The organism is Schinkia acidoalkalinis (genome assembly GCF_054301215.1).
Genome location: NZ_CP182573.1, coordinates 172,242 through 198,896 on the forward strand (window position 1 = coordinate 172,242; position 26,655 = coordinate 198,896).

Below are 26,655 nucleotides of genomic sequence, written 5' to 3' on the forward strand. Positions count from 1 at the left end.
CATCCCTACTTTTTAATTTAGATACCAAGTTGCATGATCAATTCTTACCTCACTATCAACGTAAACATAACTGACGACATCTTCAAAACTACCACTTTCTCCCGATTCAAGATAATAAGGATAAACTGGTGTACTAAAATCGCCTAAAAAATTCCCAGTGTTATCATAAACAGAATAATAGATTGTAATCGAAGATATTGGTTTGGTTGCAACATTTTTTATAGTTCCCGAAATATTTAAATCTCCATATTCATTCAGGTAATAATCATAATTTTCAACAGAAACTGCAGCCGTTTTATTTTTTATGTCCTCTTCTGCTGCAAGCACCATCGCTTGCTCAATTCTCTCTTGTTCTGCTTTTTCAAAGGCAGCTTGTTCTTGATTTATACGGTCTTTAAAAGTAACAAGTTTTTCATGTTTGCCTACAATTGTTATTGCTTGGTCAACTGTTCCTAATGCCTTGTCAAATTGCTTTTTCTTCAACTGTTCCTCAGCGTTTTTATAACCAATCTGTACAATTTTTTGTTTGATTTGTTCCTTAACAACGGAAGCTTCCTTAGCATCAATCGTTGAAACAGTTGTAAGCTTTTGATTTAGTTCCTCTACAGTAGTCAATTTGTTTAATTCATTTCTAACTTTAGCAACCGTTAAATTCGTCTCTTTTTCTTTTACTATATTTTCAAGAGGCCTGAAAATTGTTAACTTATCTGTTCCATTTAATGAGCTTTGAACATTTTTTAAAAGTTTCGAAGCCTGATCAAAGTTTTTTTCCTTAATGAGTGTTGAAGAATGATCTAGTTCCTTAGTTAAATTGATAGCCAGTTCAATTGTTTTATAATTTTGTTGAAGCTCTTTTGACTGGGGGCGAAGTTTGATTGCTTTTTGAAGCTCCGCTTTTGATTCCATATATTTCCCATTTATAGCCGATTTTTCAGCTTTAGCATTTAAGGAGGATACTTTCTCATTCATATTTTTTTCATAAAAATAAAAGAATCCATTACAAATTATCACAATTATTATGCTTACTAATGGTAAAACCCATAATTTTAATTTCTCACCTTTGAATCTACCATTTTGTGAAGTGCTTGATTGATTTTTGCTTTCATTAGTTATGTTGCTCGAATTAATAGATTCATCTTTTTTCTTATTATTTAGGCTTATAGACGCATTTTCTTCAGTCAAATCTTTTTCAGCAGTAGGCTGAAGTTTTGTTCCACACTTTGAACAAAATAATGCTTCTTCAACAACCTCACTTCCACAAGAATAACAGTACATATGCCCCATCCCTTTAATAAATATTTGCTTTTATCCATTACAGTTAGATTCATAAGCTGAATTTAAATAAAAATAATTATATTTACAATAATATTCCAGTTTATGAAATCCAGATAGTAAAAAAATCACAATTTAAATAATGACATAATAATTCAAATCATGTATTCCATTTTTCTTAGCGATTTCAGACACCCTTTTAATATTTCCATGGATACGGGTTACCCCCTGCCCTGATAGGTTGGAATGACGTATTTATACCCGAAAATATCCTCAACAGCTTCCTTCAGATTTAACAGCGAAGAGATTAAACCCTGCTTCTATCAGGGCCCGTTCTTTTTCTTCTCTTAAAATCATTCTAATTGGCTCAACCATCTTAACCTTGAAAGGTTCTGCTATACGTTTCATATATACCACGCCTTTCTTATTTATTGCTGATTATAATCCGGCCTTTATATCCTTTTTCTTCCTAAATCTAAAATTCAGAATACAAAGGTTTCCCATTAAATTAATGTTAATATAATTATGTTATTCAAAAATAGTGACAAAAATGGGGGCATTGACTATTAATAAATTATTAATTAAATGGTTAAATTACCCAAGTTACTTTCGCTACGGTTTTTTCATTTTGATGACTTTAAGTATCATTATTAATACCACTATTCTGCACGGAGACGATCGAATATTTATTCTCTATATTATTTCCTCTGTATTTTTGGGAATCGGTTTTTATAAGGAGAAGACTTGGGTTTTAATGATATTTTCCCTGTTCGTGGTTATTTGTAGATATTTCCTTATACCTGAAGCGGAACCGAGCGCCGTCAATTTTGGATTGCATATAGTAACCTATACTTTAATCACGTTTATTTCGGCAGGATTAATGAAATTTGTTCATAGAGTTAAAAAAGATAATTTAGAGCTAACAACAGCTCTAGCCAACGCTTTGGATTCAAGAGATGCTTATACAATGTATCATTCTGAAAACGTAGCAAAGTATGCTTTTGAAATTGCGAAAAAAATGAAATTGTCGAAAGATACCTGCAACAACATCCATATCGGCGGTTTACTTCACGATATTGGAAAAATTGGTATACCTGAACATATCTTAAGTAAGCCTGGAGAATTAACGGACGAGGAGTACAAGATCATCAAGACCCATCCGTCCGTTGGTTATGAAATCATAAAACATATAGAAAGTTTTAAGGAAACCGGTGTCTTGGATATTGTTTTGTACCATCATGAAAGGTATGATGGCAAAGGTTATCCAACAGGTTTAAGCGGTCATGATATCCCACTAGAAGCTCGAATAGTTGCAGTTGCTGATACATTTGATGCAATGATTTCTAAAAGGGTATATCGCAATGCACTGAATTTGGATTATACCCTTGAAGAAATTAAGAAAAACAAAGGAACACAATTTGATTCGAAAATTGTTGATGTATTTCTAAGTTTGTTTGACGATCAGCAATTTATAAAAGAGGAATTTAATGAAAGAGAGGTTTGTTCCTCTTAAGTCATGTTGAAAGGATTTTATTAATGCGTAAAAACCCTTCTATAATGTTTAGGAGGGTTACTTTTTTGTAAAAAGGTATGAATCTTTGCTAAACAATCATTAACAATTGTTTCATTAAATGCTTTTTGTGATAAAACGATTTCAGGTTGATTTCCTGCCTGCTCATGTCCAGCTTGTGGGTTAAAATTAACATATACAAGATTGCCTTGTTCGGTAAAAAGTTATTTTCAACTATCTGCTATGAAAAAATATCATTGATTCCAACCTCTAGCTCATCAAATATAAACGAATGAACTGGTTCGTTTGTTTTAAAGGTTTTACTTTTTTGGATGTTGGAATTATGCAATTGATGAACAGTGACTTCCTGATTCCAAGGATTGACAATCCAGTACTCCCTAACGCCACATACAGAATAAAGGTCGAGCTTTTTAACCATATCTGTCATTTTTGTGCTTTCTGATAAAATTTCTACAATTAGATCTGGTACACCTTTATAATAATCATCTTCACCTAGTTTCTCTTCTAAATCACAAATAATCATTAAATCTGGTTGTACTATGCTAATGTTTTCTGGTGTACGTTTCATTTCGATATCGTATGGTGCCATAAATGGTTCACATTTTTTGCCTTTAAAAGTATTATAAAAAATTCCAAATAGTCTTCCTAAAATACGTTGGTGTATTGTTTTAGGGGAAGCAAGATAATAAATTTGCCCATCAATATATTCGATTCTTTCATCAGTATTTTTGCGTAGCTCAAGAAATTCTTCGAATGATGCCTTTTGACCATAGCCGATATAACTATAATCTTCTGCCTTTTCGGATATAGTAGCTGCTAATTTTCCAATCTGACCTTTGAATTCTGATGCGGGTGAAAGCTTAGCAACAACGACACCATTTCGTGATATAAAAATGTCCTCTTTGGCAGAAAGAAGCAAATATTTACCAAAGTTATTTTGCAATTCAGTGGAAGTAATAATCATGTAAAAAACCTCCCTGTTAGCTACATTAGCTATTTTAGCTAATTATACCATAACAAGGAGATTAAGGACAAAAGTGATTAACCTTCTTCCGGGAATACAACTTTATTATTATTTTTTAGAAGCTACCGCATTATCAGTTTCATATAGCGCCCAATTAGAAGGGGTGATTTGGTCTAATAGCCTCACTAATTTTTGCTTTAGTGTACTTGCTTTTACTGCATCCATTGGTGTAGGTTGATAATTATTGCGATTTGCAACGGAAGAAATACTAAATGGAATCACATTGATTTCTTTTTTATTCGTTACTTTTCTTTTTGAATTGTATGCGTAAAATGAGAGAATTAGACCTTAAGAAGAAGGAGTGAAAACAAATAACTGTTTTCGACTCCTTTTCTATGAATTGCAATGTAATTACAATTTCACAACGACTCTTCCTTTTGATTTTCCTTCCAAAATAGCTGACAATGCATGCGGTAATTCGTCCAAACTAATTTCATGACCGATTGTATTCAGCAATTGTTCAGGTTTTAAGTCATCAGCCATTCTGGACCAAAGTTTTTTCCGTATTTCCATTGGACAATAGACGGAATCAACGCCAAGGATGCTAACTCCACGAAGAATATACGGAAATACAGTTGTCGGAACTTCACCGCCACCTGTTAAGCCGCTTACAGCTACAGCTCCTTGGTACTTTAATTGTGACGCAATGGCCGCTAATGTTTTCCCGCCTACCGGATCAACAGCTGCTGCCCAGCGTTGTTTGCCAAGCGCAGGTATTTTATCACCAACTATATCCCCACGAGAAAGAATTTCTTTGGCGCCTATATCACGTAAAAAGCTATGTTCTGACTCTTTTCCTGTACTTGCAACAACGGTGTATCCTTTTTTCGCCAACATTGCAACTGCCATGCTACCTACCCCACCTGTTGCTCCTGTTACTAGAACATCACCGAAGTCAGGCTGTAAGCCATTTTGTTCTAAGCGGAAAATGGATAGTGCTGCAGTAAAGCCAGCAGTTCCGTAAATCATCGCTTCTTTCAATGTAAGCCCCTTAGGAAGCGGAACAATCCAATCCCCAGGTACTCTTGCATATTCGCTAAAACCTCCAAAATGGGATACCCCTAACTCATAGCTTGTAACAATCACATCATCGCCTTCACGATACCGTGAATCCTTTGATTCAACCACGGTCCCTGCTAAATCGATTCCCGGAATAAATGGATAGGAATTCACAATTTTTCCTTTTGGGATACTAGCCAATCCATCTTTATAGTTGACACTAGAGTAGGCAACCCGAATTGTAACATCATCATCTGGCAAATCATTCATATGTACTTCTTTAATGCCAGCGCTGAACTCTTCCCCTTCTTTATTCACAACAAACGCGCGAAAGCCCTTCTCCATCAAAAACCCCTCCCTTAATAGCGGAAACAAAATTCGAATATTCTGAGTATTCCACGTTAATATTGTAGCATAACTACAATTAAAAAAGACAGCCAAAGTAGTAGAGATACATTCGGCTGTCCTCAAACAAAATTTTATTTAGTTAGTCTTTTTCATCGTAAGCAATTAACACGATATTTTCACTTGCTTCTTGACTTAATTCCTGTTCCAACTTCTTAACCTTTTGAAGTTGGGTTTCATTTAAATTTGCAACAGGAAAATCTTGATCACTAGTCATACTAAAACTCCTTTCCTATTTCCTCTCTTAGATTTTTTCCTTACAAAATTGGCTTTATGCACACAATAAGCAATTGAAGAATATAGTTTATTTACTTCAAATTATTGTGTAAAATTAAATGATAAGAATTGCATGAGAAAAGTTTTTATAAAAAAATGTGGCAACGTGAATTAAAGTTAATAATTGAAAGGATGTTTGTATTGGTTCGTGTCTTGTTTGTTTGTCTTGGGAATATTTGTCGGTCACCGATGGCTGAAGCAGTCTTTCGGGACTTATTAATAAAGCAAGGATTAGATAGCAATATCAAGGTTGACTCCGCTGGAACAGGTGATTGGCATATAGGAGAAGCACCACATAAGGGTACTCAAAAAATGCTGGACGAGTATAACATTGACTATAGCACCATCAGAGCTCGTCAATTGAATCGATTAGATTTTGATAATTTTCATTATATAATTGCAATGGATGAAAAGAACCTTCGTGATATCAGCTTAATGGCTGGTAAAAACCCAACCGCTTATATTGCTAGACTAATGGATTTTGTTGAAAATGATGTTACAGATGTGCCAGATCCTTATTTTACTGGTAATTTTAATCTTACCTATGAGCTTGTAAAAGAAGGTAGTGAACAATTACTTGCTTTTATCCGCAATCGTGAGGAATTTTGATTGTCCAAAAATGTTTCATAACAAAAAGCAGTGTGCCCATAATGGGCATACTGCTTTTTACATTTGTCGAAAACGTTAAGATGTGGTTGCAACAACTGGATGTCCGTCTTTGTCTTGAGCATTAAGTTAGATACTACTAAAAACTGGACGTTGCTTCGGGGCAATTGGTGTATGGAATCTAATTTGGAGAATTCATGGTGCATGTTTATGAAGATATACTAGATGTTATTCCAAATCTCATTATCAATCGCATCATCCCAAAAATCCAAACTGCTTTCATTTGTTTTTCCCCAATATTCATAAGAATGATGATTTAGATTTTCAGCAAATTCTAAAACTCGTTCCAACTCACTTTCAGGGATTTCATTAATTAAACGTAATAATTTTTCTTTTGAGGTAATCATTACCTTCACCCACTTCCATCAATTAGTATATTTTTATTTATATGCTTATTATACCACTTTTAACCCCCAAAAATATTAAGAAATGGTGAAAAGTACTATAGAGTGAAGGTTTTTCCATTCATTATTTGAAAGATTAGACTGAATAAATCTATTACTAAATACAAACAATGAATTTGTACAGTTGGGAACCATGACTAGTACAACATCCACGCTTGTTTCTCCCTTAGATCGTGGAACAACAGTATCTAACTTATCTAGGAGAATAAGATGAATTTTACAAACATAGTAAGGAGTGTCTTTATGGGAATTTTAAGTGGGAATCCAAAAGATGAACCAATGCATTACGGTGAAGTGTTTTCAACCTGGTCATTTTTATTAGCGGCAAAGCAATCTATTGCTGGTTATCAGACAAAGATTAACCATACTGGTGATGAGGATTTACGAAAATTGTTGGAGGAGTGTATTCAACAATGCCAACAGGAAGAAAAACAAATTGAAGCTCTTTTAAAAGAAAATGGAGTGGGACTTCCACCAGCATCACCAGAACGACCAAAGGCTTGTCTTGAAGATATACCTGTAGGAGCACGATTTCTGGACCCTGAAATTGCCGCCCATTTATCGGTTTCTTTGGGCGCAGGGTTAGTATCCTGCAGCGGCGTAGTTGCTCAATGTATTCGTGAGGATATTGCCATGATGTTTGGCCAGTTCCATATGCAAAAAGCTGCTCTTGCTGCAAAAGCTTTGCGATTAAACAAGGAAAAAGGTTGGCTTATTCCACCACCACTCCACCATAATAAAACTGAAGATTGTTAATATGTGAATACATAAGAAGAGGTAACGTTCAATCGTTGCCTCTTCTTTTTTTATTTTAAGGGGATGTACACCATTATGAAATAGCTCCTTTTTGGGGGTGCCGTACATACTTTATATGGAATTTTCAAATAAACATTAAAATATATAATTAAAGTTAATAAAGGGGGATTTTAAAAATGAAAGCGCTTGTAATTGAGGATGTAAAAAAAATTACTGTGAAAGATGTATCCGAGCCAACAATTGATGATAATGGTATTCTCGTAAATGTAAAGGCAAATGGCGTATGTCGCAGTGATTGGCATGTATGGGCTGGGGATTTACCAATTACAGCACCAGTCATGGGGCATGAAATGAGCGGTATCGTTGAAGAAGTTGGGAAAAACATAAAAAATTTCAAGCGAGGTGATCGAGTGATTGTCCCATTTTCGGGCAGTGATGGAACATGTCCTCATTGTCTTCAGGGACATACACATCTATGTGACTCATTTCTGGTTCCCGGCTTAGCCTATTCAGGTGGATACGGAGAATATGTCGCTGTTCCTTTAGGAGACCGCAATGTCATCCATCTTCCTGAAGAAGTGAGTTTCACTGACGGTGCTGCTCTTGGTTGTCGTTTTATGACAGCGTTTGAAGGAATTGTTGGGAAAAGTAAGGTTCAACCTGGTGAATGGGTTGTCATTTATGGTTGCGGTGGTGTAGGTCTATCTGCTATCAACATAGCTACCGCTATCGGGGCAAACGTCATTGGCGTAGATATAAACGATAATAATCTTAATCTAGCGAAACAACTAGGTGCCTTATATACAATTAATAGTAACCAGACAAACCCTATTGAGGCTGTTAAAGAGTTAACAAATGGTGGTGCTCATGTTTCTGTTGATGCTCTTGGCATTAGTCAGACATGCGTAAATGCAATTAACAGTTTAAGAAAAAAAGGGAGACACCTACAAATTGGTGTAACAACCAAAAAAGAAGCCGGATTTATTTCACTACCTGTCGATCATATGGTCGTGAATGAAATAAAATTTGAGACAACACTTGGTATGCCAGCTCATCGCTTCAACTCCATGCTACCTTTAGTAGCACAAGGTCGCTTAAATCCTGGAAAAATGGTAACCCGTGAAGTTTCACTTTCTGAAGTTCAGTCAATATTTGAGGAAATGAGTAAATTTGCAACTACCGGCACATTTGTCGTAACAAAATTCGAGTAACTTTATAGAAGTAAAAAGTGCAGACATAATGGTCTGCACTTTTTTGAGTTTTATTCAATTGCTTTCAATATTTTTTGTGATAACGCAAAAACTCCCCCTTATGTAATGAAGGAGGAGTCAGGCCTGTGTCATTAAGCGCTACCATATATTTATCTTTGTTCTTACTGTGATTCGAAAAATCCTAACAATATCAAGGTGAAAATATACTCAACCATTTTCTCCCTCCTATCTTGCTAGAAAACTCTCAATCCCTGATTACTTTGCTGCCCGCTCTTTTGCTTTTAAAAGGAATCTCTGAATTTTACCACTTGGAGTTTTAGGGAGACTATCGACAAACTCCACTTCTCTTGGATATTGATGTTTAGATAGTTTATTCTTAACGAAAGCACTTAATTGTTGCGCTAGTTCATCTGTAGGCTCATATGCATCTTTAAGAACGACATAGGCCTTAACGATTTCTCCCTTGGAAGGATCTGGTTTACCAATCACGGCAGTTTCTGCGACAGCAGGATGCTCCAAGAGACTGCTTTCCACTTCGAAAGGGCCAATACGATAGCCAGCGCTAGAAATAATATCATCAGAACGGCCCTCAAACCAGAAGTATCCATCTTCATCCTTGCTTGCAAGGTCACCGGTCAATAGCCATTTACCTTTTATTTTTTCCTTCGTTTTCTCAGGATCCTGCCAATAGCCTAAGAAGAAGAACGGGAAAGCCGTGGTATCAACAGCGATTTGGCCTACCTTTCCATTATCAACTGAGTTACCATCTTCATCCAATAAGGCAATGTTAAATCCTGGTGAAGGTAATCCCATTGAACCCGGTTTGACAACCATATTAGTTACATTAAAGTTATCAACAATCATTCCGGTTTCTGTACATCCATAATGATCATAAATTTCCCTTCCAAAGTTTTCCCTAAAGAAACGAACAACCTCAGCGTTTAGTGGTTCACCCGCACTGCTAAATTTTCTAACTTTGAATGAATATTGTTTTACCAACTCAGAGCCAGATGCCATCATCATTCTATATGCCGTTGGCGCATAGGCGAAATTCGTGACATTATATTTTTCTAACAACTGATAAGTTTTCTCTACTTTAAAAGATCCTTTATAAGCAAGGATATTTACACCATAGCTTAAAGGGACAAAAGTGCAATTGATAAGCCCGAATGCCCAACCTAAATCAGCGCCGCCAAAAAATACATCGTCATCTGCAACTCCGATCGCATACCTTACATACGGATAGGAGCTAAGTAAAATTTTATGGGCCCAAACAGCCCCTTTCGGCATACCTGTCGATCCCGATGTATATTGAATGACACATGGGTCCATGATATTGGTTGGTTCGATTTCGTGCTCAGATGAAAACGGCTGAATAAATTCCCAAAAACTAAGGCAATCACTTGACGAACCGTCAGCCAAAATAAGCTTGCATGGAATATCCATTCCTGCTATTTTTTGTGCTTGTTCTTGATTTGTCAAAAGAACTTTACAACCAGAATCATTTAATCGATAAGAAATCGCTTCAGGACCAAAGGCTGTAAACATTGGTACATAAACAGCCCCTATTTTCCATGTCGCCAATACGGTAAGAATAAGTTCCATATCCTTGCCAAGTAGTCCAGCGACACGATCCCCTTTCTGGACGCCAAGGGAGCGAAGGGCGTTTGCCATCTTATTCGATTGCTCTTTCAATCGATGAAATGTCCAAACATCCGTATTTCCGGCTTCATCTTCCCAACAAACGGCGATGCGATTAGTATCGGCGGCCCAACGATCACAACATTCGTGCCCCATATTAAACTTTTCATGAATATCCCAATCAAACGTCTTAATGACCTTATCCCAAGAAAAACTGTCCAGAAGTTGTTCGTATAGCACCTTTCATTCACCTCAATAATAAGTATCATATATTTTGAATATTCAGAATACCATGTTCATAATCAAGCCTTTTACAGCTATTTCGTTAAGGGGTTGTACTTACCAAGCTGCTTCTAAAAGCGCAGTTATTTCACTGTTCAAATCCTCTGTATCCAAAACAAAAGAATTTTCTTCGCCTTTGATGTCTTTTAAAATATTTTCTACAACTAGCGGAATGCTGTCTTTTGCAACATTAAAATCTCTTAACCGATATGGAATGTCCAAGCCTTGAATGAGCTCCCTTATTAGGATAGGCGCTTGGCAAGCTTGTTCCTCCACATTTCCATCCGATTTACTTTTTCCTAAAACCTCCAGTATTTGTGCCTGTTCCTTATACGTCCGCGGCAAAAGAAACTCCATCACATGCGGCAGCATAATGGCCGAAGTCATCCCATGGGGTATATTAAAAAGCGCACCTAATTGATGGCCGATACTGTGGGACAATCCCAATTTAATATTAACAACTGAAAATAGAGACAGCCATGCCCCTAATTGGCATTCCAGTCGATATTGTAGGTTGTTCGTATTTTCCCTTGAAAGTGGTAAATAATCATATAGCTTCTTCAATGCTTGCAAGGCTAAACTAGAGTTAACTGGATTTGGAATTGGAGAATATAATGTTTCAACTGCATGGTCTACTGCGCGAATACCCGTTGAAATCCAGAGCCATTCTGGGGTTTCTATTGTAAAAACAGGGTCTAAAAAAACGAAGGTTGGCGTCATATTTACATGAGAAAATTTATATTTCAAATGATCTCTTTGGTTTGTCACGCCTGCTATACTTGTATACTCAGAAGCAGACAGCGTTGTTGGAATCGCAATATGTGGAATGAAGTTTTCCATCTTTGGAACTTTTTCTTTCTTATTTTCCGAATAAGGATATAATTCCTCTTCAGACTGTATTTTTTCGGCTAAGACGAATGAAAGAATTTTAGCCGCATCAATCGGACTACCTCCACCGCAACTGATAATCACTTCAGGATTAAAATGATTAATCTCTTGGATCTCCTTCATTAAAATGTTTCCGGGCACATGCTGCTTAGAACAGACCTCATATGTATCTATTCCGTTATCAAGAAGTGAGGTGAACAGCTCTTTATATGCTTTAGTCTGCAGCATACTATTTGTTGTGACAATCAAAGCCTTTTTCGCACCCAAACTTTTCATTTCAGGTAAGAGTTGGTCTCTAACTACGTTGATTCCATAATGAATCCGTTCAACAGGCAGGTATTGGTAGAACATTTCATTCCCCCCTTGTATTCCAATGATTTCATCTATGATGTATCAAACTATTGTTTGTTTTAATAAATTATATGACAGGCACTCCTTGTTATATGCTGTATCGGAAATTTTTTTATTTCAATAAAAGGAAAAAACGTCCATCTTAATCAGATAGACGTCTTATGGAACCATCACTCATCATTTTTTGATGAGCATAATATATCTTTCTCAATAATTCCTTGAAGAACAAAAGCATTAAATTGCCGTGAAATTTCATTAAATGTATAGATGTTATTTGGTGAATACCAGCGCTGCATATAATTAAAAACACCAAATATTGCAAATGTCATTAGCTTTGGATCTAAATCATTGCGAAACTCTTTCTTTTCGATCCCTTCTAAGACTATTTTTCGAAATAGTTGATCGTATTCGTCACCCAACGTGGCAATATCCCCACCGAATTCGGACTTGAACCATTCAATTGAAATCCAAACAAACAATTCGCTTTGATATTTTTCAAAACTATAAATATGATTTTTTAATGCTTTCTCTAATTTTACCGATGGTGCGTCTGAGGAATTTACAATTTCCTTTAGATTCTCTGTCATCTCGCCTAGCGGTCTTTCAACAACGGCATATAATAAATCTTCTTTTTTATTTATATAATAATAAAGGCTACCTTTTAACATTCCAACTTCGCTAGCAATATCCTCTAATGTTGCTTCCTTATAACCTTTTTCCCGAAAAACCTTGGCTGCCGCATTTACAATTTCATTGAATTTTCTAGATGATTTTTTTGTTGTTTTTTTCTCGTTTGTTTTTGCCATACATTTGCCCCCACCTATCAAAAAATATTAATATTTTTTAGTCTCACAAACTTCATGCGCATAAAGCATGAGGTTTTTTACTTTATCTATAAAATTTTCAAAACGGTTGTCGTTCGTTTGCCCAATTTTCCAACGGTAATAGATCTGTTGCAAGACAACAGCAAGTTTAAAATAAGTAAAGGCCATGTAAAAGTTTAAATCCGGAATATCCCAGCCTGTTTTTTCTGAATACCTTTGAATAAAATCGGTACGCTTGATAAAGCCAGGCATTGTTGTTACAGTTGGCAGACTTTCTTTTAGATAGTCAGGATCACCTGCTTCCATCCAATACCCCAATGCCCCGGCCAGGTCAAAGAATGGATCAGCGATCGTGGCAATTTCCCAATCCAGAATCGCTTCAATCTTGCGATAGTCTTTGGAAAGGAGCATATTGTTGAGTTTGTAATCATTATGAATAATACTCGCATATTGGGAGGTTGGTATGTGTCCTACAAACCAGTTCGCTAATGACTCGAAATAAGGTAGATCGTCTGTTTTTGATCTTCTATAGCGCTCAATCCAACCATGGACCTGTCTTTCTAAAAAACCATTAGGACGTCCAAGACTAGATAGATTTGCCCCTACATAATCAACTGAATGGAGCCCGGCAAGTGCATCAACAACAGCATGGGATATCTCTTGACATAATTCCTCAGTAACATGGAACCCTTTCGGAAACTGGTCATCTAATACGACCCCTTGTTTTCTTTCCATCACATAAAACGTTGTTCCTATCACTTCCTTATCATCACAGTAGGCATAAGGTTTTGGAACAAGTGGGAATACGGGATAGAGTTTCGCTAATAGATCTGATTCCCGCTTCATGTCATGTGCTTTTGGCGGCAAAGGTCCTGATGGTGGGCGACGCATAACAGCTTCCCATTCCCCACTACGGACCAGGTACGTTAAATTAGACACTCCTGTTGGATATTGTTTTATTTTTAGAGGTCTGTTAGGAAAATCTCCTACATGTTCATGTAAATATTTTCTTAAGGCTTCCTGATCAAAATCTTCTCCATTCCGAATCGGAATCGTTTCATAATTTTGTGATTGTTTCATATCAGCACCACCTCTACGGTAAATGAATCTACCGTTTGTTTGAATTATTATATCAACTTTCAAGAAAGGTAGCAATTCTATATTTTAAATTTTCCAAAAATATTAATTTTTTGTAATTTTCCTATATAAAGTTGCTTATGATTTACTGTACCACTTTTTTGTAAGCGATTTAACTTTTTCAGCATTGCACGTACACTTCCCGAATTGACAGGTTAATAGCTCATTAAATAATCAATGAAGTGGAAATCAAACTATTAGAAGGAGGAACAATTATGACATTACAACCTGAGGTAAAAAAGCTATTAGATCAAATAGCCCAAGCAAAAGCAAATGGTGCTCCAGCTATTGAACAAATGTCTGTTCAAGAAAACCGTGATGGCCTTCTCGCCTTTTATAAGGATGTGACTGGGGAGCCACAGCAGGTTGCCAAGGTGGAAGATATTAAGATTCCAGTTGATAATACGGAGATTGAGTTACGCCTTTACACTCCTACAGGTGAAGGACCTTTTCCGGTCTTTGTCTATTACCACGGTGGCGGTTGGGTATTAGGAGACCTTGATGTCATTGACCCGATCCTTCGTGCGGTTACAAATTCCACCGGATGTTTGGTAGTTTCTGTAGACTATCGCTTAGCACCTGAATATAAATTCCCTGTAGGGCCGGAAGACTGTTATGCAGCAACTAAATGGGTGGCAGAAAATATTTCAGAATATAATGGAGATCCTACTCGAATCGCCGTCGGTGGTGATAGTGCGGGAGGCAATCTTGCAGCAGTTATTCCTTTAATGGCCAAACACCGGGGCGGACCAGATATTGGCCTGCAAATTCTTCTTTATCCTGTAACCGATTTTTCTTATAATACGCAATCCTATCGTGAGAATGGTGAAGGTCATTACTTAGAAACAGCAGCAATGCATTGGTTTGCTGACCAATACTTAAATAGTCCAGAGGAAAAAGCCCATCCATATGCTTCTCCTCTTCTTGCTGAAGATGTTTCTGGGTTGCCGCCAGCTGTAGTAATTACTGCAGAATATGACGTCTTACGGGACGAAGGCGAAGCCTATGCAGCACGATTACAAGCAGTAGGAGTGCCTGTTGAACATAAACGATACAATGGGCAAATTCATGGCTTCTTCTGGATGCCAGTTCTTATGGAAGACGCCAAGAGAGCACTTGAGCAAATTACAGTTGCGATCAAAAATAGATTTTTTTAAATTTAATATTTAATGATAGTTATAGCCACTTTCTTTTCAAAAGGAAGTGGCTACTCGTTTCAATTAGTATAAAAATAGCAGGTGCCAGATAAGCACCTGCTATTTTTAATTTACTTCTCCATTGTTGGATCTGGCAATCCAAATAAATCAACTGCATTTTTATAAAGAACTTTTCTCTTAAGATCACTAGGGAATTTAGCTAATGCCGCATGCGGGGCGTCAAATTCCCAATGTGGGTAATCACTAGCGAAGAGAATTTTATTTTCGCCGATCATTTTTATAATTTGAACAACATGATCTTCATCCTCATGTCTCTCAGGCTCTATAAGTGGTTGTGTTCCAAACCACATTTGATCTCGAACTTGCTGGCTTGGTGGGCGTTTAATCCAAGGTACTTCACGTTTTAAATTACGCCAATGTGTATCCATTGTATACATGAGATTCGGAAGCCATGCAAAGCCACCTTCCACGAAGACCATCCTCAAATTCTGATATTTCTCCAACACTCCACCAAAGATAATACTATTAACTTGCGCTTGGAAAGTTAAGCCGTTATTCGTCTGCCCTTCTGGATAATAGTTTCCTAGAACGGGGCCCTGCCTAAATAAACCACCTGGAACAGAAACATGGAAAGTACATACTAATCCGTTTCGGAGTGCTGCCTCCCAAATTGGATGATAACGTTTGTCACCCCATCCACCATAAGGTGAATGTATCGATAAGCCAACTTGAATCATCTGTGGATGACTACCTACGCGATCAATTTCACGTGCAGCAGCTTCCGGGTCTTGGGAGGCAATGACGACGGAACCACGTAGACTTGGATCCTTGGATAACCAATGTTCGATTTGCCAGTCATTATACGCAGATGCTACGGCAGTAGCCATTTCGTGCTGTGGTGAGGCTGACAACATAAATGTAGAGTCTGGAAATAGAATAGAATTCGCATAATTATATTTGTCCGCTACCTCTTTTCTATAAAAACTAAGGGAGGAACAACCTAAACCACCCTCAGGAGGAATACTGTCCATCCGGTGTCCAGCATTCGCAACAATGGCCATGACTGGTATTCCTGGGAAAACTCCTTTCCATTTACAATCAGTCAAGAAATCTCTCCAGTAATCGCTTAAATAAGGATTAAGATCTTCATAACTACGAGGGTTTGGATGGACGTCGCAATCTATAACAGGTATTAAACCTTTTCTAACAGTAGATTGTTCCCTACTCTTTTCAATTGTTTTACTCATTTTTTATCCCCCTTCGGTCATTATTCCATGTTCATGTATGCGTTTTCGGTAGATGTGATTGAAGATATCCTTACTCGTAAATAACGATATCTTCACCTTCTATTTTCACATCATATGTCTTTATTTTAGTACTACTTGGATCGTGCATGGAACAGCCGGTCTCAACATCAAAAGCCCAATGATGCCATGGACAATAGAGGAATCCGCCTGGTTTCTCATAACAGATATCACCAATCTCTTCAGCACGTGGTGCACCTCTTAGAACCCCTTTTGCTAACTCAGCACCTTGATGTGGACAGCTGTTTCGTACAGCATAAAGCTCGTCATTTTGCTTCCGTACGAGGGCGATAGAAGTTCTTCTAACATGAAATATTTTTGTTTCGCCAGGCAAGATATCCCCTTTTTTACATAAAACATTTCTTTCCAAAGTAAGACCCTCCTTTGACCTTAACAAACAGTCGTTTGTTTGTTTTATTATATCAACTCTAAAATATAGAAATCAATTATAATTTCGAATTTTCAGAAACTAATTATCGCCATATTTTGATAGTTTCTGATTTCTCCTTTTACTTAAATAAGAATAGACTTAGCCATGGTACATATAAAAGGACAAGTGTAGAAATAATTAATCCGATTAGATAAGGGTTGGCACCTCTTACTACCACACCCATGTTTTCCTTAAAATGTCCACTAATAGCATATAAACAAGAACCAACTGGTGGAGTGATTTGACCAATCATTAAGCTAGCAACAGTAATGATGGCAAAGTGAATAGGATCATAACCTAAACTCATAACGACAGGATATAGTATAGGTAAAGTAATATATAAGATTGGAACCGCATCTAAAAACATTCCAAAAATCAGGAAAACCAAAATGATGATTAACATAATCATCCAATCCGCAACATCGATATGAACAGCAAATTCTGTAATCTTCTGGGGGACTTGAATATATGTCATGGCTGTTGCAAATAATTTAGCACCGCCTAGTAAAATATAGACGACGGCTGTTGTAACCATAGTGTAGATGAAGCTTTTTTTCATGTTCTCTTTCGTGAATTCTTTTCTGTTAAACAAATAGCTAATAATGAGCACATAGATTACAGCAATCGCTGCTGCTTCAGTTGGTGTAAACACACCACCATATATTCCTCCTAGAATAATAATTGGCATCAATAAAGACGGGATGGCATCTAGGAAGGATCTGCCTATTTCAGCCAGACTGCTCCTCTTCTTCCTTTCTTTTTCATGCCGTAAGCCCACTAGAATAGAAACTATTACTAATACAAGAGCCATAAAGATTCCCGGAACGACTCCAGCCATAAAAAGCTTGCCCGGATCAAGTTGCGTAGAGGATGCGAACAAAATCATAAAAATACTAGGTGGTATCATTTGACCCAATGTGCCCGATGCTGCTAAAACCCCATAGCTGTTCTCTTTTGAATACCCCATCTTTATCATTTGTGGGATGGCCATCGACCCTACCGCAACTACGGTTGCTACTGAAGATCCTGAGAGTGCTCCAAAAATTGCAGATGTCACAACAACCGCTGCTGGCATACCTCCTGGTAGATGCCCAACCAGGTCATTGATAAATTTAAACATCCTACCGGCGGGCCCCATGAAAGTCATTAAATTTCCAGCTAATAGAAAATAAGGCACAGCCAATAATATCCACGAATCTACCGAAATAAAAAATTGGGATGGTATCGTTTCAAGGGGTAACCCCATTTGAACAATGATCCAAAACCCGCCGCTCATCCCTAGAGCTAACCAAATTGGGGCCCCAATTATCAACAGGACTACAAATATTAAAAATCCAATTGTTAATAGCATCTTACTTTCCCCCTTAACTTCCAGTATTCGATTCTACTGAAACAATGTCATCACTTCTTTTGTAATGAAGTAAATTACGATAATCGATAATAAGTTGGAAAGCAGAATATAGACAACCTAGGAACATTCCAATTGGTATTGCAAGTGTGGGAATATACATCAGCATTATCCCAGAAACCGTCATCACTTTCATACTTAAAAGAGATGCCGTCCAGATAAAACTTGATCGAAATAGGAAAACAAAAGAGGCAAATAAAAGGATACTAATAAAAATTTCATTTACAAACTTCCGTTTTCCTTTCAGGAGTCCTTGCAAAATATCCATCTTCAAATGGTCCCCTTTTTTGATTAACGGCCCAATATAAGCAAAAACACCGTAAATAATGGCATAGCGGCAAATTTCTTCTATTAATTGATAGGACATATCCATTACATAACGTAAGAAAACATTAACGACAGCGCCTAACACACTAATACCTAAACAAATCAAGGCAGTTCCTTCTAGTATTCTGTCTAGATATCGAGTTGAAGTTTCTATTTTTTTGATTATTTCCATGCCGTATCAACTCCTTATAGAGTAACTGAGTTCAATAGACGTTCTATTGAACTCATGAATTGCTTTTAAAACGGTGTATTCCTATACGATCTTCTATTGTTTTAAATTAGCAAGTTCATCTAACAGCTCTTTTCCACCATCGACTTGCTTTACAAAGACTTCCCTTGCCGGGTTCGTTGCTTCCTCCCATTCCTTTATTTCTTCAGGAGTAGGGTAGTAGATTTTTACTCCTTCTTTTTCAAGATTTTGATACGCAGTTCGGGCTTTTTCCTCTACCATTTTCATGGCATGATCTTCTAAATCCTTTCCAGTCTCAACAAGAATTTGTTGAAGATCCTCCGGTAATGATTCAAATTTCTTTTTTGAAATAATAAGTGGTGTAACACTGTTGAAAAGAGGTACTACAGACAATGACTTAACTGGTAATTTCGCGTCTGAAGCATAAATTGGTGTTGTTAATAGTCCATCCACAGTTTTTTGCTGTAATGCTGTAATGACCTCTGCACCTGCGATTGTCATACTACTTGCACCAATGGCTTTGGCTGTTTCAGGGCCAATTAATCCTCCTGGTGTTCTGAGTTTTAAACCTTTTGCACTATCTGGTCCTGTAACTAAATTTTTATCATCAGTTGTGTATACTGAACCAAACATATCAACAAAGCCAAGGGATAAGACTTTTATTCCTTTTTCCTCCATTCTTTGTTTTAATTTTTGTCCACCATTCACACTCTGATTAAATTTCATCCTGTTCTGTAAAAAGACAGCCGGATCCTTTGGATCATAATCAAAGATAAACGGCAACTCATAAAAGTTCCAAATTGGGTCAAAGCTTGTTAAAACCGGTGAAGATGTGTGACTCATATCGATTTGACCTTGTAAAATTGCAGGTACTTCTTGATCTGGAGGCATTAACTGTCCATTCGGAAAGATTTCTATTGTTAGCCGGCCGTTACTACGTTTTTGCACTTCCTCACTAAACCATTCCATAAAAGTTTGCATGAATGATGCTGTAGGATAAGCGTGTGCTAGCTTTAAAACATATTTTTCCTGCCCAGAGGAACCTGCTGCATTGGCTTCATTGCCGCCCTTTTGAGATGTATTTCCACAAGCTGCTAATAAGAAGCTTAGGACTAGAACAAGACATAACCCGATATTGAATTTTTTCAAATCATTTACCTCCTGTCATAGCTAAATAGATATCGTTTATCTACGAACTTTATATCCTACCAATTCACGGTCCCATGTATCTGCAGAAATTCCTTCTTGGCGTAATTTATACTTTTCCACTCTTTGTGATGTGTTTTTTGGTAATTCCTTTACAAATCGGATAAACCTTGGAACCGCAAAGTGGGCCATACGATCTTGACAGAAGTCAAGTAGTTCTTCAGGTTGCAGTTGTTTACCTTCTTTTACAATAATGATCGCAAGTACTTCCTCTTCTGAAAGTTCCGATGGGACGCCTATGACAGCAGATTCAAATACTTTTGGGTGGTCATTGATTACACGTTCAACTTCATACGATGAAATGTTTTCACCCCTCCTGCGAACAACATCTTTTTTCCGATCAATAAAGTAGAAATAACCATCTTCGTCCATACGACCCGTATCACCAGTATGAAACCATAGATTGCGCCATACATCTACAGTTGCTTCCGGCATTCCATAATACCCTGAAAACATGATATTAGGTTGTTTAGGGCGTGCTACAATTTCTCCAGCCACACCAGGGGGGCATGGATTCCCATCTTCATCATGAATTTCAACCTCGTAAACTGGCACAGGGTAGCCGCAAGATCCCTTTCGGAAAGATTCGGCCGGATTATATAAAGCAGTCCCAAGTTCTGTCGAGCCGTAAACCTCGGAGATTTTCACTTGAAACCTTGACTCAAACTCTTCATATATTTCAAGGGGTGTTGGTGCGCCAAATGCTTTTTTTACAGGATTATCAGCATCGTTTGAAAGTTCCGGCTGTTTCATTAACATCGTAAGAAGTGTTCCCATGAAGTTAAAGGCTGTTATATTTTCAGTTCGGCAAATATCCCAGAATTTTGAGGCAGAAAATCTTGAATGCATGACGACATCACAACCAACCAACAAAGCTACAAGAATTGTCGTATAGCGGGCATTGACATGAAATAATGGAAAAGCAGTAAATAACCGATCATTCTGGTTATAATTCATGAGTTCACAGGCTGTCTTCGCTACACTAAAATTTGCTTGATGGCAGAGTATGACACCTTTTGATGGGCCTGTTGTTCCTGATGTAAAAAGAATAAGGGCCGGGTCTTTTGGTTTAATTCTTACATCAACGGGTGCATCACTCACTTTATTTATCATTTCATTATAGGAATGCCAAGTGATCTTACCTCTCGCAGGGTGGTATTCTTCTCCAACTACAATGACATGACGCAAATGTGTTAGCTCTCCTAAAATATGATGTAAGCGTTCAACCCATTGCGATGAAATAACAATTGCTTGACATTCTGCTTTATTAAGGATGTATACGAGTAAATCACCGCGGAAGGCTGTATTTATTGGAACTTCGATTACTCCAAGACGAGCAAGACCCAACCATGTTGCTAAAAACTCAGGACTATTTGGCAGCATAACCGCACAGGTTTGCCCTTTCGCTAGTCCAAGAGATGCTATGAAATTAGCAACCTTATTACCACTCAGGTGAAATTCCTCGTATGTCAAATCTCGATTCTCAAAACGGATAAATCTTTCAGATGCTTTCGTTTCAGCCCGGTATTTTACAATTTCCCCAAATGTTTCAATACCTCTGTACATGTTAGCCCTCCCACGCAATCATCCTGATTATCAAATTGGTACTATCCAAATTATTTTAAAATTTTATAGCCAACTCTTTCCCGATCCCATGTATCTGAGGTTATCCCTTCGGCACGAAGTTTGTATTTCTCAATTCTTTGTGATGGTGTTCTTGGAAACTCCTTCACATACCTTATATAACGAGGGACAGCAAAGTAAGCCATTCGAGGCTGGCAAAAATCAAGAAGTTCTTCTGGCTCTAGGAATTCCCCTTCTCGTAAAACCACAACTGCAAGTACTTCTTCCTCAGAAAGTTCGGAAGGTACACCAACTAATGCTGCTTCCTTTATTTTAGGGTGAGTGTTAATCACACGTTCGATTTCGTATGATGAAATATTCTCCCCCCGACGGCGGATGACATCTTTTTTACGATCAACAAAATAGTAATAACCGTCCTCATCCATTTGGCCGCGGTCTCCAGTGTGGAACCATAGGTTTTTCCATGTTTCAACCGTCGCTTCGGGCATTCCATAATAACCGGAGAATAATACATTTGCTTCCCTTGGCCGCACAACGATTTCACCAACTTCCCCAATTGGGCATGGGTTGTCATTCTCATCATGAATTTCTACTTCATAAATGGGGACCGCTTTCCCGCACGATCCTAACCGGAATGTTTCGGCACGATTCACCATTGCTAAACCTACCTCTGTTGACCCGTACGCTTCAGTAATTTTTATATTAAAACGTTTCTCGAAGTCCTCATAGATTTCCAGTGGCACTGGCGCACCTTGAATTTGACGGACTGGATTTTCAGCATCGTCGGAGCGTTCCGGCTGTTTCATTAAAATTGTCAGAAGAGAACCCATATACGTAAATGTAGTAATTTGCTCTGCACGACAAATGTCCCAAAATTTTGAAGCAGAGAAACGCTCGTGCATTACAACATCAGCACCAGCAAGTAATGCTGGTAATATCGTTGCGTAGCGGGCATTGACATGGAATAACGGAAATACTGTGAAAAATCGGTCTTCAGCGCTGTAATTCATTAGGTCACAACACGTTTCAGCAAGAGAAAAGTTGGCACGATGGCAAAGAATTGCACCTTTAGAAGGTCCGGTTGTTCCTGAAGTAAATAAAATCAGTGAAGGGTCGCTAGGTTTGATGTCAACATCAACTGGATCATCACATACATTTGCCATTAATGTCTCAAAAGAATGACACAATATTGGGCTTGGTAATGTTTCGCTTTCATAATCATTTCCTACAACAATAACATGGCGTAGATGGGTCAATGCATCCGAGATTTGCTCGATTCGCTCCACCCATTGTGATGAGATGACAATAGCTTGACATTCCGCTTTATTGAGAATGTATTGCAGCAAATCTCCACGGTATGATGTATTGATAGGGACCTCAATGACACCAAGTCGGGCCAAGCCTAACCATGCCGTAAGAAATTCTGGGCTATTTGGCAGCATGACAGCACATTTTTGCCCTTTTGACAGATTTAGAGATTTGATGACGTTTGCCATTTTATTGCCGGCTTGGTGAAACTGACCATACGTAAGGTCTACATTTTGGAAGCGAACAAATCTTGCTTTTGGATTTTCGTTGGCACGGTATTCAACAATTTTTCCGAATGTCTGAATTCCTTTATACATACTGCTTTACACTCCCTTCGTTTTATCGAAAATCAGAACAAACGTCTGTTTGGATAAATGGTGTATAAGATATTAGGATGAAAATCTTTAATCATTCCAGTAGTCGAAACTTTGGTACAGAAATCTCCTCAGACCAATCTTCAAAAGTAACTTCCACATCCATTCCAATCGATACACTTTCGGGGTCACATTGAACAACATTGCTCATCATCGTCGGCCCCTCATTTAGTTCAATTAAGGCAATCACATAAGGTGCTTCCGCAAGATATGCTTTCGTAATAGCACGGTGCATAATCGTATAGCTTATAACCTTTCCTTTTCCTGATGCAGGGACCCAATCTACATTGTCACTCATACAATTTGTACAAATAATTCTTGGGTAAAACTGAGAGTGCCCACAGTCTTTGCATTGTTGTATCAACAATTTATGATTTCGACAGCCCTCCCAATATGGAGCTGTTTCTACCGTTGGGTGAGGAAAAAATTTTCCTGAATGATCAATCATAACAATGACCTCGCACAAAAAACCTCTCCTTTTTCCTATAAAAACATGGTACTAGATTTGTTCACGGCCTAGTATAAGAGTAGTATGGCTTGACATGATGCCACCTTGCCCATGTACAAGCGCCACTTCAGCATTTGCAACCTGTCGTTTTCCCGCTTGACGGCGAAGTTGTAAAACAGCCTCTGTTAAAGAAAACATCGATCCAGGATTTCCGGGATGACAATGGGAAAGGAGGCCGCCGTGGGTATTAATAGGAAGTTTCCCTCCTAATTCAATCGCACCACTTTCAACGAAAGCTCCGCCTTCTCCTTTTTTGCAAAAGCCAAGATCTTCTAGTTCGATTAAAACAGTAGGGGTGAAACAATCATAAAGCTCGGCAAAATCCATATCCTCCGGACCTAAACCGGCCATTTCAAACGCACGCTTTCCCGATTCAACAGCTGCAGAAGTGGTTAAGTTTCTAGCCTGGCTGATATGTTCGTGATTATGCCCTTCACCGACTCCAAGAAGATAAACTGGCTGGTTAGGAAAATCACGAGCACGTTCAGCAGATGTAACAATAATTGCAGCCCCACCATCTGATATTAAGGAGCAATCTAGTAAATGCAGAGGGTCGGCGATCATTCTGGAATTAACAACATCCTCGACCGTTATTAGCTTCTGCATTTGCGCGTTTGGATTTAGACTAGCATGCTTGCGGGATGCAACAGCAATAGCCGCAAACTGCTCAAATGTTGTACCGTACTTTTCCATATGCGCTCTGGCAATAAGCGCATAAAGGGATGGTACAGAAGGACCATATGGTAATTCGAACTGGCCGTGGCACGCCGAAACTTGTGTTGCCATTGCTTGTTCAGCTGTAAGACCACTTTTTAAACTGTCAGCCATCGTAATCAGAACTGTATCACACATGCCGGACATTATTGCTGACGCAGCATGGTGAAGAACTGAAAAAGTTGTACCACCACCCGTGCCAACACTATAGCAATAGCGTGGGGAAATTTGCATATATTCAGCTATTGCTTCCGCGTGATACATAATGGGCTCTGCCATTGAATTACAAGTAATCAGGCCGTCGATTTTATCCTTTGTAATACCTGCATCTTGAAGTGCACGTATGGCTGCATCTACACAAAGCTGGGTCGCTCCCATATTCGGAACAACGCCAACCTTAGTATCCGCTGCACCTACAATGGCTACTTTTCCTCGTAGTGTCCCCATCTACTTCCCTCCTTCATAATTTATTTTTGATAAAAACGTGCCAGAGCAACACCGGGGGTGATGATTTCATCATTTTCATTTTTAATATAAACTTCAATCTTCACTTCCCCCAGCTCATAGTTACACGAAACTACTTTTCCACCGGACCTCAATGTTTCTCCGATGTATGCAGCCTTTCGATTGGAGTACTCTATCGAGGTTAACTGGCCATCTTCCCCTACCCACTCGGTTACAGATTGATTAAGCCAATCTCCTAATAATGGTCCAGCAATAACCAATCCCGGGTATTCCTCAACTTCGGCTGCATATGGGTAATCAAAGTGGATACGATGGGCATTCCATAAAGCAGCATTGTATAAAAAAAGCTGAACGTTATCTGGTTTAACATACCTGCGTAAAATCCTTTATGCGTATGTAACGCTCCCTTTGATTCTCCTGTCGTGCCACCTGTATATAGAATAAGCATAGGGTCGTCGTCACCGACTTGTGCAGATAAATGAGGCTCGTCATCTAACGCAGCTGAAATTAGATCTTCATAGGTACTGTCACTGTGGTCACCGTATTTAAGCCAATGATTGATATCTAATTCACGTTGAAGTTCTTTGGCTACTTCACTGAATTCAATTGAATTAACGAATACGGAAGGTTTTCCATCTGAGAGAATCCGTGTTAATTCCGGGGTACTTAATCTCCAATTAAGCGGTTGGATAATCAATCCTGTTCGGGCACAGGCAAAATAATTTTCAATAAATTCAATACTGTTCTTCGATAAAACAGCAACCCGATCCCCCTTTTGCAGACCCAAATTGTCGATATATCCGTTGGCCAATCGACTTACTCGCTCATCTAGTTCTCCATAATTCATACGGCGATTATTTGGATGTCTATAAGTGCTGGCCGCTTTGGATCAAGTCTTGCATATTTAGCAGGAATCTGACCAATATTCACCATATACTTGATTGCCTCCTTAAGCCAATATGATTGGTATTAGAAAGGTAGTTCTAGGTCTAAATGTCGTTTTTTTATTTTCCAGAAGGAACCAACCTTTACAACCTCATCTCGATAGATTCCAGTAGATAATAGATTTGCTTTTCCGTTCTCCGTTGCGAATAAGACTAAACTTGATAGGACTGTGGCTGATTCTTCATCCTCTGCTTCAAAAAAGATATTAGAAATTTCATGAAGACGCTTATCTGTTTGCCGTTCCATCGAACGAGTCATTAATCCCATGATTGCATTTGAACCTTCATAGGGACCGAGTAATTCTCCTCCGGCAACACGCATCGTCATGACAGCATCTTCTGCAAAGCAATCTGCAAGCATTTCTACTTCACGTTGGTCATAACCATATGCAGCTTTGTTTAATACTTCATGAATGGCCAATTTTTCTTCCGCTTTCATTTGATCACTCCTTAATAAAAATAGAAAATAAATAGTTTGCAAAATTATTACTGATTGAAGAAACAGGGTAAATGATTGTTATTTACCCTGTTTCTGTAAAAGTTATTATAGTCCTGGATTAATTCTTGATTCTGGTTGATCGGACCATGGCTCTAATACTGGAGTCATGTAATGGATTTTAATTTTGCGTTCAGCGAAACGCCATTTCCCAGATTTATTTGTATATTTATCCCAATTTGAAGCGGCAATCACAAGCGGTACACCGTTTACATTTGTTGCCGTGCAGTCAACATCTGAAACGCATGTTGCTGTGCCATTTTCTATGTCAACTGTAATTACCTCATTCATCCCATAATGATGTGTTTCAGGAAGGCCTTCCCAAATGGCTGTAATTTTTTCTAAAATTTCCTGCTTGTTTACACATAATCCCCATGGGTCACCGATATCCCATACCGCATCTTCTTCCCAAAGGCTCATAAACAATTCTTCATCAAGTTTATCGACCCCATGATTATAGTTGGCGATAATAGCCTTAATTTCTTCACGAGCCTCTAATTCTGCAATTCTTTGTTCTAATGTTTTAGCAGATGTATTTTGCATGCTAATCCACTCCTTATTTTTAATAGTTTT

General features: G+C 38.1%; 29 protein-coding genes and 1 pseudogene. 5 read left to right on the top strand and 25 right to left on the bottom strand.

Annotated features, from left to right (window positions below; translation table 11 throughout):
• Positions 1–12: 12 nt before the first annotated feature.
• Both ACNQFZ_RS00790 and ACNQFZ_RS00795 read right to left on the bottom strand, forming a co-directional pair.
• A complete protein-coding gene (locus tag ACNQFZ_RS00790) occupies positions 13–1,275 on the bottom strand; it encodes an FxLYD domain-containing protein (RefSeq protein ID WP_458413464.1) in 1,263 nt (420 codons plus the stop codon).
• 270 nt (positions 1,276–1,545) lie between these two features.
• The gene (locus ACNQFZ_RS00795) at positions 1,546–1,680 is read right to left on the bottom strand and encodes a hypothetical protein (RefSeq protein ID WP_458413465.1); all 135 of its coding nucleotides are present in this window, start codon (positions 1,678–1,680) and stop codon (positions 1,546–1,548) included.
• Positions 1,681–2,152: 472 nt separating this feature from the next.
• Here ACNQFZ_RS00795 and ACNQFZ_RS00800 point away from each other — a divergent pair, with 472 nt between their 5' ends.
• On the top strand, positions 2,153–2,785 hold the full coding sequence (locus ACNQFZ_RS00800; RefSeq protein ID WP_458413466.1) for an HD-GYP domain-containing protein: 633 nt from the start codon (positions 2,153–2,155) through the stop codon (positions 2,783–2,785).
• A gap of 110 nt (positions 2,786–2,895) precedes the next feature.
• Here ACNQFZ_RS00800 and ACNQFZ_RS00805 read toward each other — a convergent pair.
• The 5 genes and pseudogenes from ACNQFZ_RS00805 to ACNQFZ_RS00825 form a co-directional block, all read right to left on the bottom strand.
• Positions 2,896–2,997: pseudogene (locus ACNQFZ_RS00805) on the bottom strand (type II toxin-antitoxin system PemK/MazF family toxin); the annotation flags it as partial.
• 26 nt (positions 2,998–3,023) lie between these two features.
• Complete coding sequence (locus tag ACNQFZ_RS00810) at positions 3,024–3,767, bottom strand: type II toxin-antitoxin system prevent-host-death family antitoxin (RefSeq protein WP_458413467.1); 744 nt, start codon at positions 3,765–3,767, stop codon at positions 3,024–3,026.
• A gap of 108 nt (positions 3,768–3,875) precedes the next feature.
• Complete coding sequence (locus ACNQFZ_RS00815) at positions 3,876–4,049, bottom strand: hypothetical protein (protein WP_458413468.1); 174 nt, start codon at positions 4,047–4,049, stop codon at positions 3,876–3,878.
• Between the two features lie 129 nt (positions 4,050–4,178).
• Complete coding sequence (locus tag ACNQFZ_RS00820) at positions 4,179–5,171, bottom strand: NADPH:quinone oxidoreductase family protein (protein WP_458413469.1); 993 nt, start codon at positions 5,169–5,171, stop codon at positions 4,179–4,181.
• Between the two features lie 142 nt (positions 5,172–5,313).
• Positions 5,314–5,448: a hypothetical protein gene (locus tag ACNQFZ_RS00825; protein ID WP_458413470.1), complete on the bottom strand. Its 135-nt coding sequence runs from the start codon at positions 5,446–5,448 to the stop codon at positions 5,314–5,316.
• A 200-nt stretch (positions 5,449–5,648) separates the two neighbouring features.
• Here ACNQFZ_RS00825 and ACNQFZ_RS00830 point away from each other — a divergent pair, with 200 nt between their 5' ends.
• A complete protein-coding gene (locus tag ACNQFZ_RS00830; RefSeq protein WP_458413471.1) occupies positions 5,649–6,116 on the top strand; it encodes a low molecular weight protein-tyrosine-phosphatase in 468 nt (155 codons plus the stop codon).
• 218 nt (positions 6,117–6,334) lie between these two features.
• On the opposite strand, the gene ACNQFZ_RS00835 is transcribed toward ACNQFZ_RS00830, so the two are convergent.
• Positions 6,335–6,520, bottom strand: a complete 186-nt coding sequence (locus tag ACNQFZ_RS00835) for a DUF2281 domain-containing protein (protein ID WP_458413472.1) — start codon at positions 6,518–6,520, stop codon at positions 6,335–6,337.
• A 300-nt stretch (positions 6,521–6,820) separates the two neighbouring features.
• Here ACNQFZ_RS00835 and ACNQFZ_RS00840 point away from each other — a divergent pair, with 300 nt between their 5' ends.
• Both ACNQFZ_RS00840 and ACNQFZ_RS00845 read left to right on the top strand, forming a co-directional pair.
• Entirely contained in the window at positions 6,821–7,333 is a 513-nt protein-coding gene (locus tag ACNQFZ_RS00840) for a DUF3231 family protein (protein WP_458413473.1), read from the top strand.
• Between the two features lie 176 nt (positions 7,334–7,509).
• Positions 7,510–8,544: a zinc-binding dehydrogenase gene (locus ACNQFZ_RS00845; protein ID WP_458413474.1), complete on the top strand. Its 1,035-nt coding sequence runs from the start codon at positions 7,510–7,512 to the stop codon at positions 8,542–8,544.
• A gap of 255 nt (positions 8,545–8,799) precedes the next feature.
• Here ACNQFZ_RS00845 and ACNQFZ_RS00850 read toward each other — a convergent pair whose 3' ends face one another.
• The 4 genes from ACNQFZ_RS00850 to ACNQFZ_RS00865 form a co-directional block, all read right to left on the bottom strand.
• Positions 8,800–10,425 (bottom strand): acyl-CoA synthetase, encoded by a 1,626-nt coding sequence (locus tag ACNQFZ_RS00850; protein ID WP_458413475.1) that lies wholly within the window; start codon positions 10,423–10,425, stop codon positions 8,800–8,802.
• A gap of 99 nt (positions 10,426–10,524) precedes the next feature.
• Positions 10,525–11,706 carry an iron-containing alcohol dehydrogenase gene (locus ACNQFZ_RS00855; RefSeq protein ID WP_458413476.1) on the bottom strand — a complete coding sequence of 394 codons (1,182 nt, stop codon included), beginning with the start codon at positions 11,704–11,706 and terminating at the stop codon, positions 10,525–10,527.
• Between the two features lie 170 nt (positions 11,707–11,876).
• Entirely contained in the window at positions 11,877–12,512 is a 636-nt protein-coding gene (locus tag ACNQFZ_RS00860) for a TetR/AcrR family transcriptional regulator (protein WP_458413477.1), read from the bottom strand.
• A gap of 27 nt (positions 12,513–12,539) precedes the next feature.
• Positions 12,540–13,610, bottom strand: a complete 1,071-nt coding sequence (locus ACNQFZ_RS00865) for a phosphotransferase family protein (protein ID WP_458413478.1) — start codon at positions 13,608–13,610, stop codon at positions 12,540–12,542.
• 272 nt (positions 13,611–13,882) lie between these two features.
• On the opposite strand from ACNQFZ_RS00865, the gene ACNQFZ_RS00870 reads away from it, so the two are divergent.
• Positions 13,883–14,824, top strand: a complete 942-nt coding sequence (locus tag ACNQFZ_RS00870) for an alpha/beta hydrolase (protein ID WP_458413479.1) — start codon at positions 13,883–13,885, stop codon at positions 14,822–14,824.
• A 110-nt stretch (positions 14,825–14,934) separates the two neighbouring features.
• Here ACNQFZ_RS00870 and ACNQFZ_RS00875 read toward each other — a convergent pair whose 3' ends face one another.
• From ACNQFZ_RS00875 to ACNQFZ_RS00935, 13 genes are all read right to left on the bottom strand, one after another.
• Positions 14,935–16,071 (bottom strand): amidohydrolase family protein, encoded by a 1,137-nt coding sequence (locus tag ACNQFZ_RS00875; protein ID WP_458413480.1) that lies wholly within the window; start codon positions 16,069–16,071, stop codon positions 14,935–14,937.
• Positions 16,072–16,141: 70 nt separating this feature from the next.
• Positions 16,142–16,498, bottom strand: coding sequence for a Rieske (2Fe-2S) protein (locus tag ACNQFZ_RS00880; RefSeq protein WP_458413481.1), 357 nt, complete (start codon positions 16,496–16,498; stop codon positions 16,142–16,144).
• Between the two features lie 139 nt (positions 16,499–16,637).
• Positions 16,638–17,909, bottom strand: coding sequence for a TRAP transporter large permease (locus ACNQFZ_RS00885; protein ID WP_458413482.1), 1,272 nt, complete (start codon positions 17,907–17,909; stop codon positions 16,638–16,640).
• Positions 17,910–17,922: 13 nt separating this feature from the next.
• The gene (locus tag ACNQFZ_RS00890; protein ID WP_458413483.1) at positions 17,923–18,465 is read right to left on the bottom strand and encodes a TRAP transporter small permease; all 543 of its coding nucleotides are present in this window, start codon (positions 18,463–18,465) and stop codon (positions 17,923–17,925) included.
• A 93-nt stretch (positions 18,466–18,558) separates the two neighbouring features.
• A complete protein-coding gene (locus ACNQFZ_RS00895) occupies positions 18,559–19,632 on the bottom strand; it encodes a TRAP transporter substrate-binding protein (RefSeq protein ID WP_458413484.1) in 1,074 nt (357 codons plus the stop codon).
• A gap of 36 nt (positions 19,633–19,668) precedes the next feature.
• Positions 19,669–21,255, bottom strand: coding sequence for an AMP-binding protein (locus tag ACNQFZ_RS00900; protein WP_458413485.1), 1,587 nt, complete (start codon positions 21,253–21,255; stop codon positions 19,669–19,671).
• Between the two features lie 50 nt (positions 21,256–21,305).
• Positions 21,306–22,898 carry an AMP-binding protein gene (locus tag ACNQFZ_RS00905; RefSeq protein ID WP_458413486.1) on the bottom strand — a complete coding sequence of 531 codons (1,593 nt, stop codon included), beginning with the start codon at positions 22,896–22,898 and terminating at the stop codon, positions 21,306–21,308.
• Positions 22,899–22,989: 91 nt separating this feature from the next.
• Positions 22,990–23,421 (bottom strand): Zn-ribbon domain-containing OB-fold protein, encoded by a 432-nt coding sequence (locus ACNQFZ_RS00910; protein ID WP_458413487.1) that lies wholly within the window; start codon positions 23,419–23,421, stop codon positions 22,990–22,992.
• Between the two features lie 33 nt (positions 23,422–23,454).
• A complete protein-coding gene (locus ACNQFZ_RS00915) occupies positions 23,455–24,624 on the bottom strand; it encodes a thiolase C-terminal domain-containing protein (protein WP_458413488.1) in 1,170 nt (389 codons plus the stop codon).
• Between the two features lie 20 nt (positions 24,625–24,644).
• Entirely contained in the window at positions 24,645–24,902 is a 258-nt protein-coding gene (locus ACNQFZ_RS00920) for a hypothetical protein (protein ID WP_458413489.1), read from the bottom strand.
• Positions 24,878–25,453: an AMP-binding protein gene (locus ACNQFZ_RS00925; protein WP_458413490.1), complete on the bottom strand. Its 576-nt coding sequence runs from the start codon at positions 25,451–25,453 to the stop codon at positions 24,878–24,880. Before ACNQFZ_RS00925 ends, ACNQFZ_RS00920 begins: the two co-directional genes overlap by 25 nt.
• 158 nt (positions 25,454–25,611) lie before the next feature.
• Positions 25,612–26,025, bottom strand: coding sequence for a nuclear transport factor 2 family protein (locus ACNQFZ_RS00930; protein ID WP_458413491.1), 414 nt, complete (start codon positions 26,023–26,025; stop codon positions 25,612–25,614).
• A gap of 105 nt (positions 26,026–26,130) precedes the next feature.
• A complete protein-coding gene (locus ACNQFZ_RS00935; protein WP_458413492.1) occupies positions 26,131–26,625 on the bottom strand; it encodes a nuclear transport factor 2 family protein in 495 nt (164 codons plus the stop codon).
• Positions 26,626–26,655: the final 30 nt, after the last annotated feature.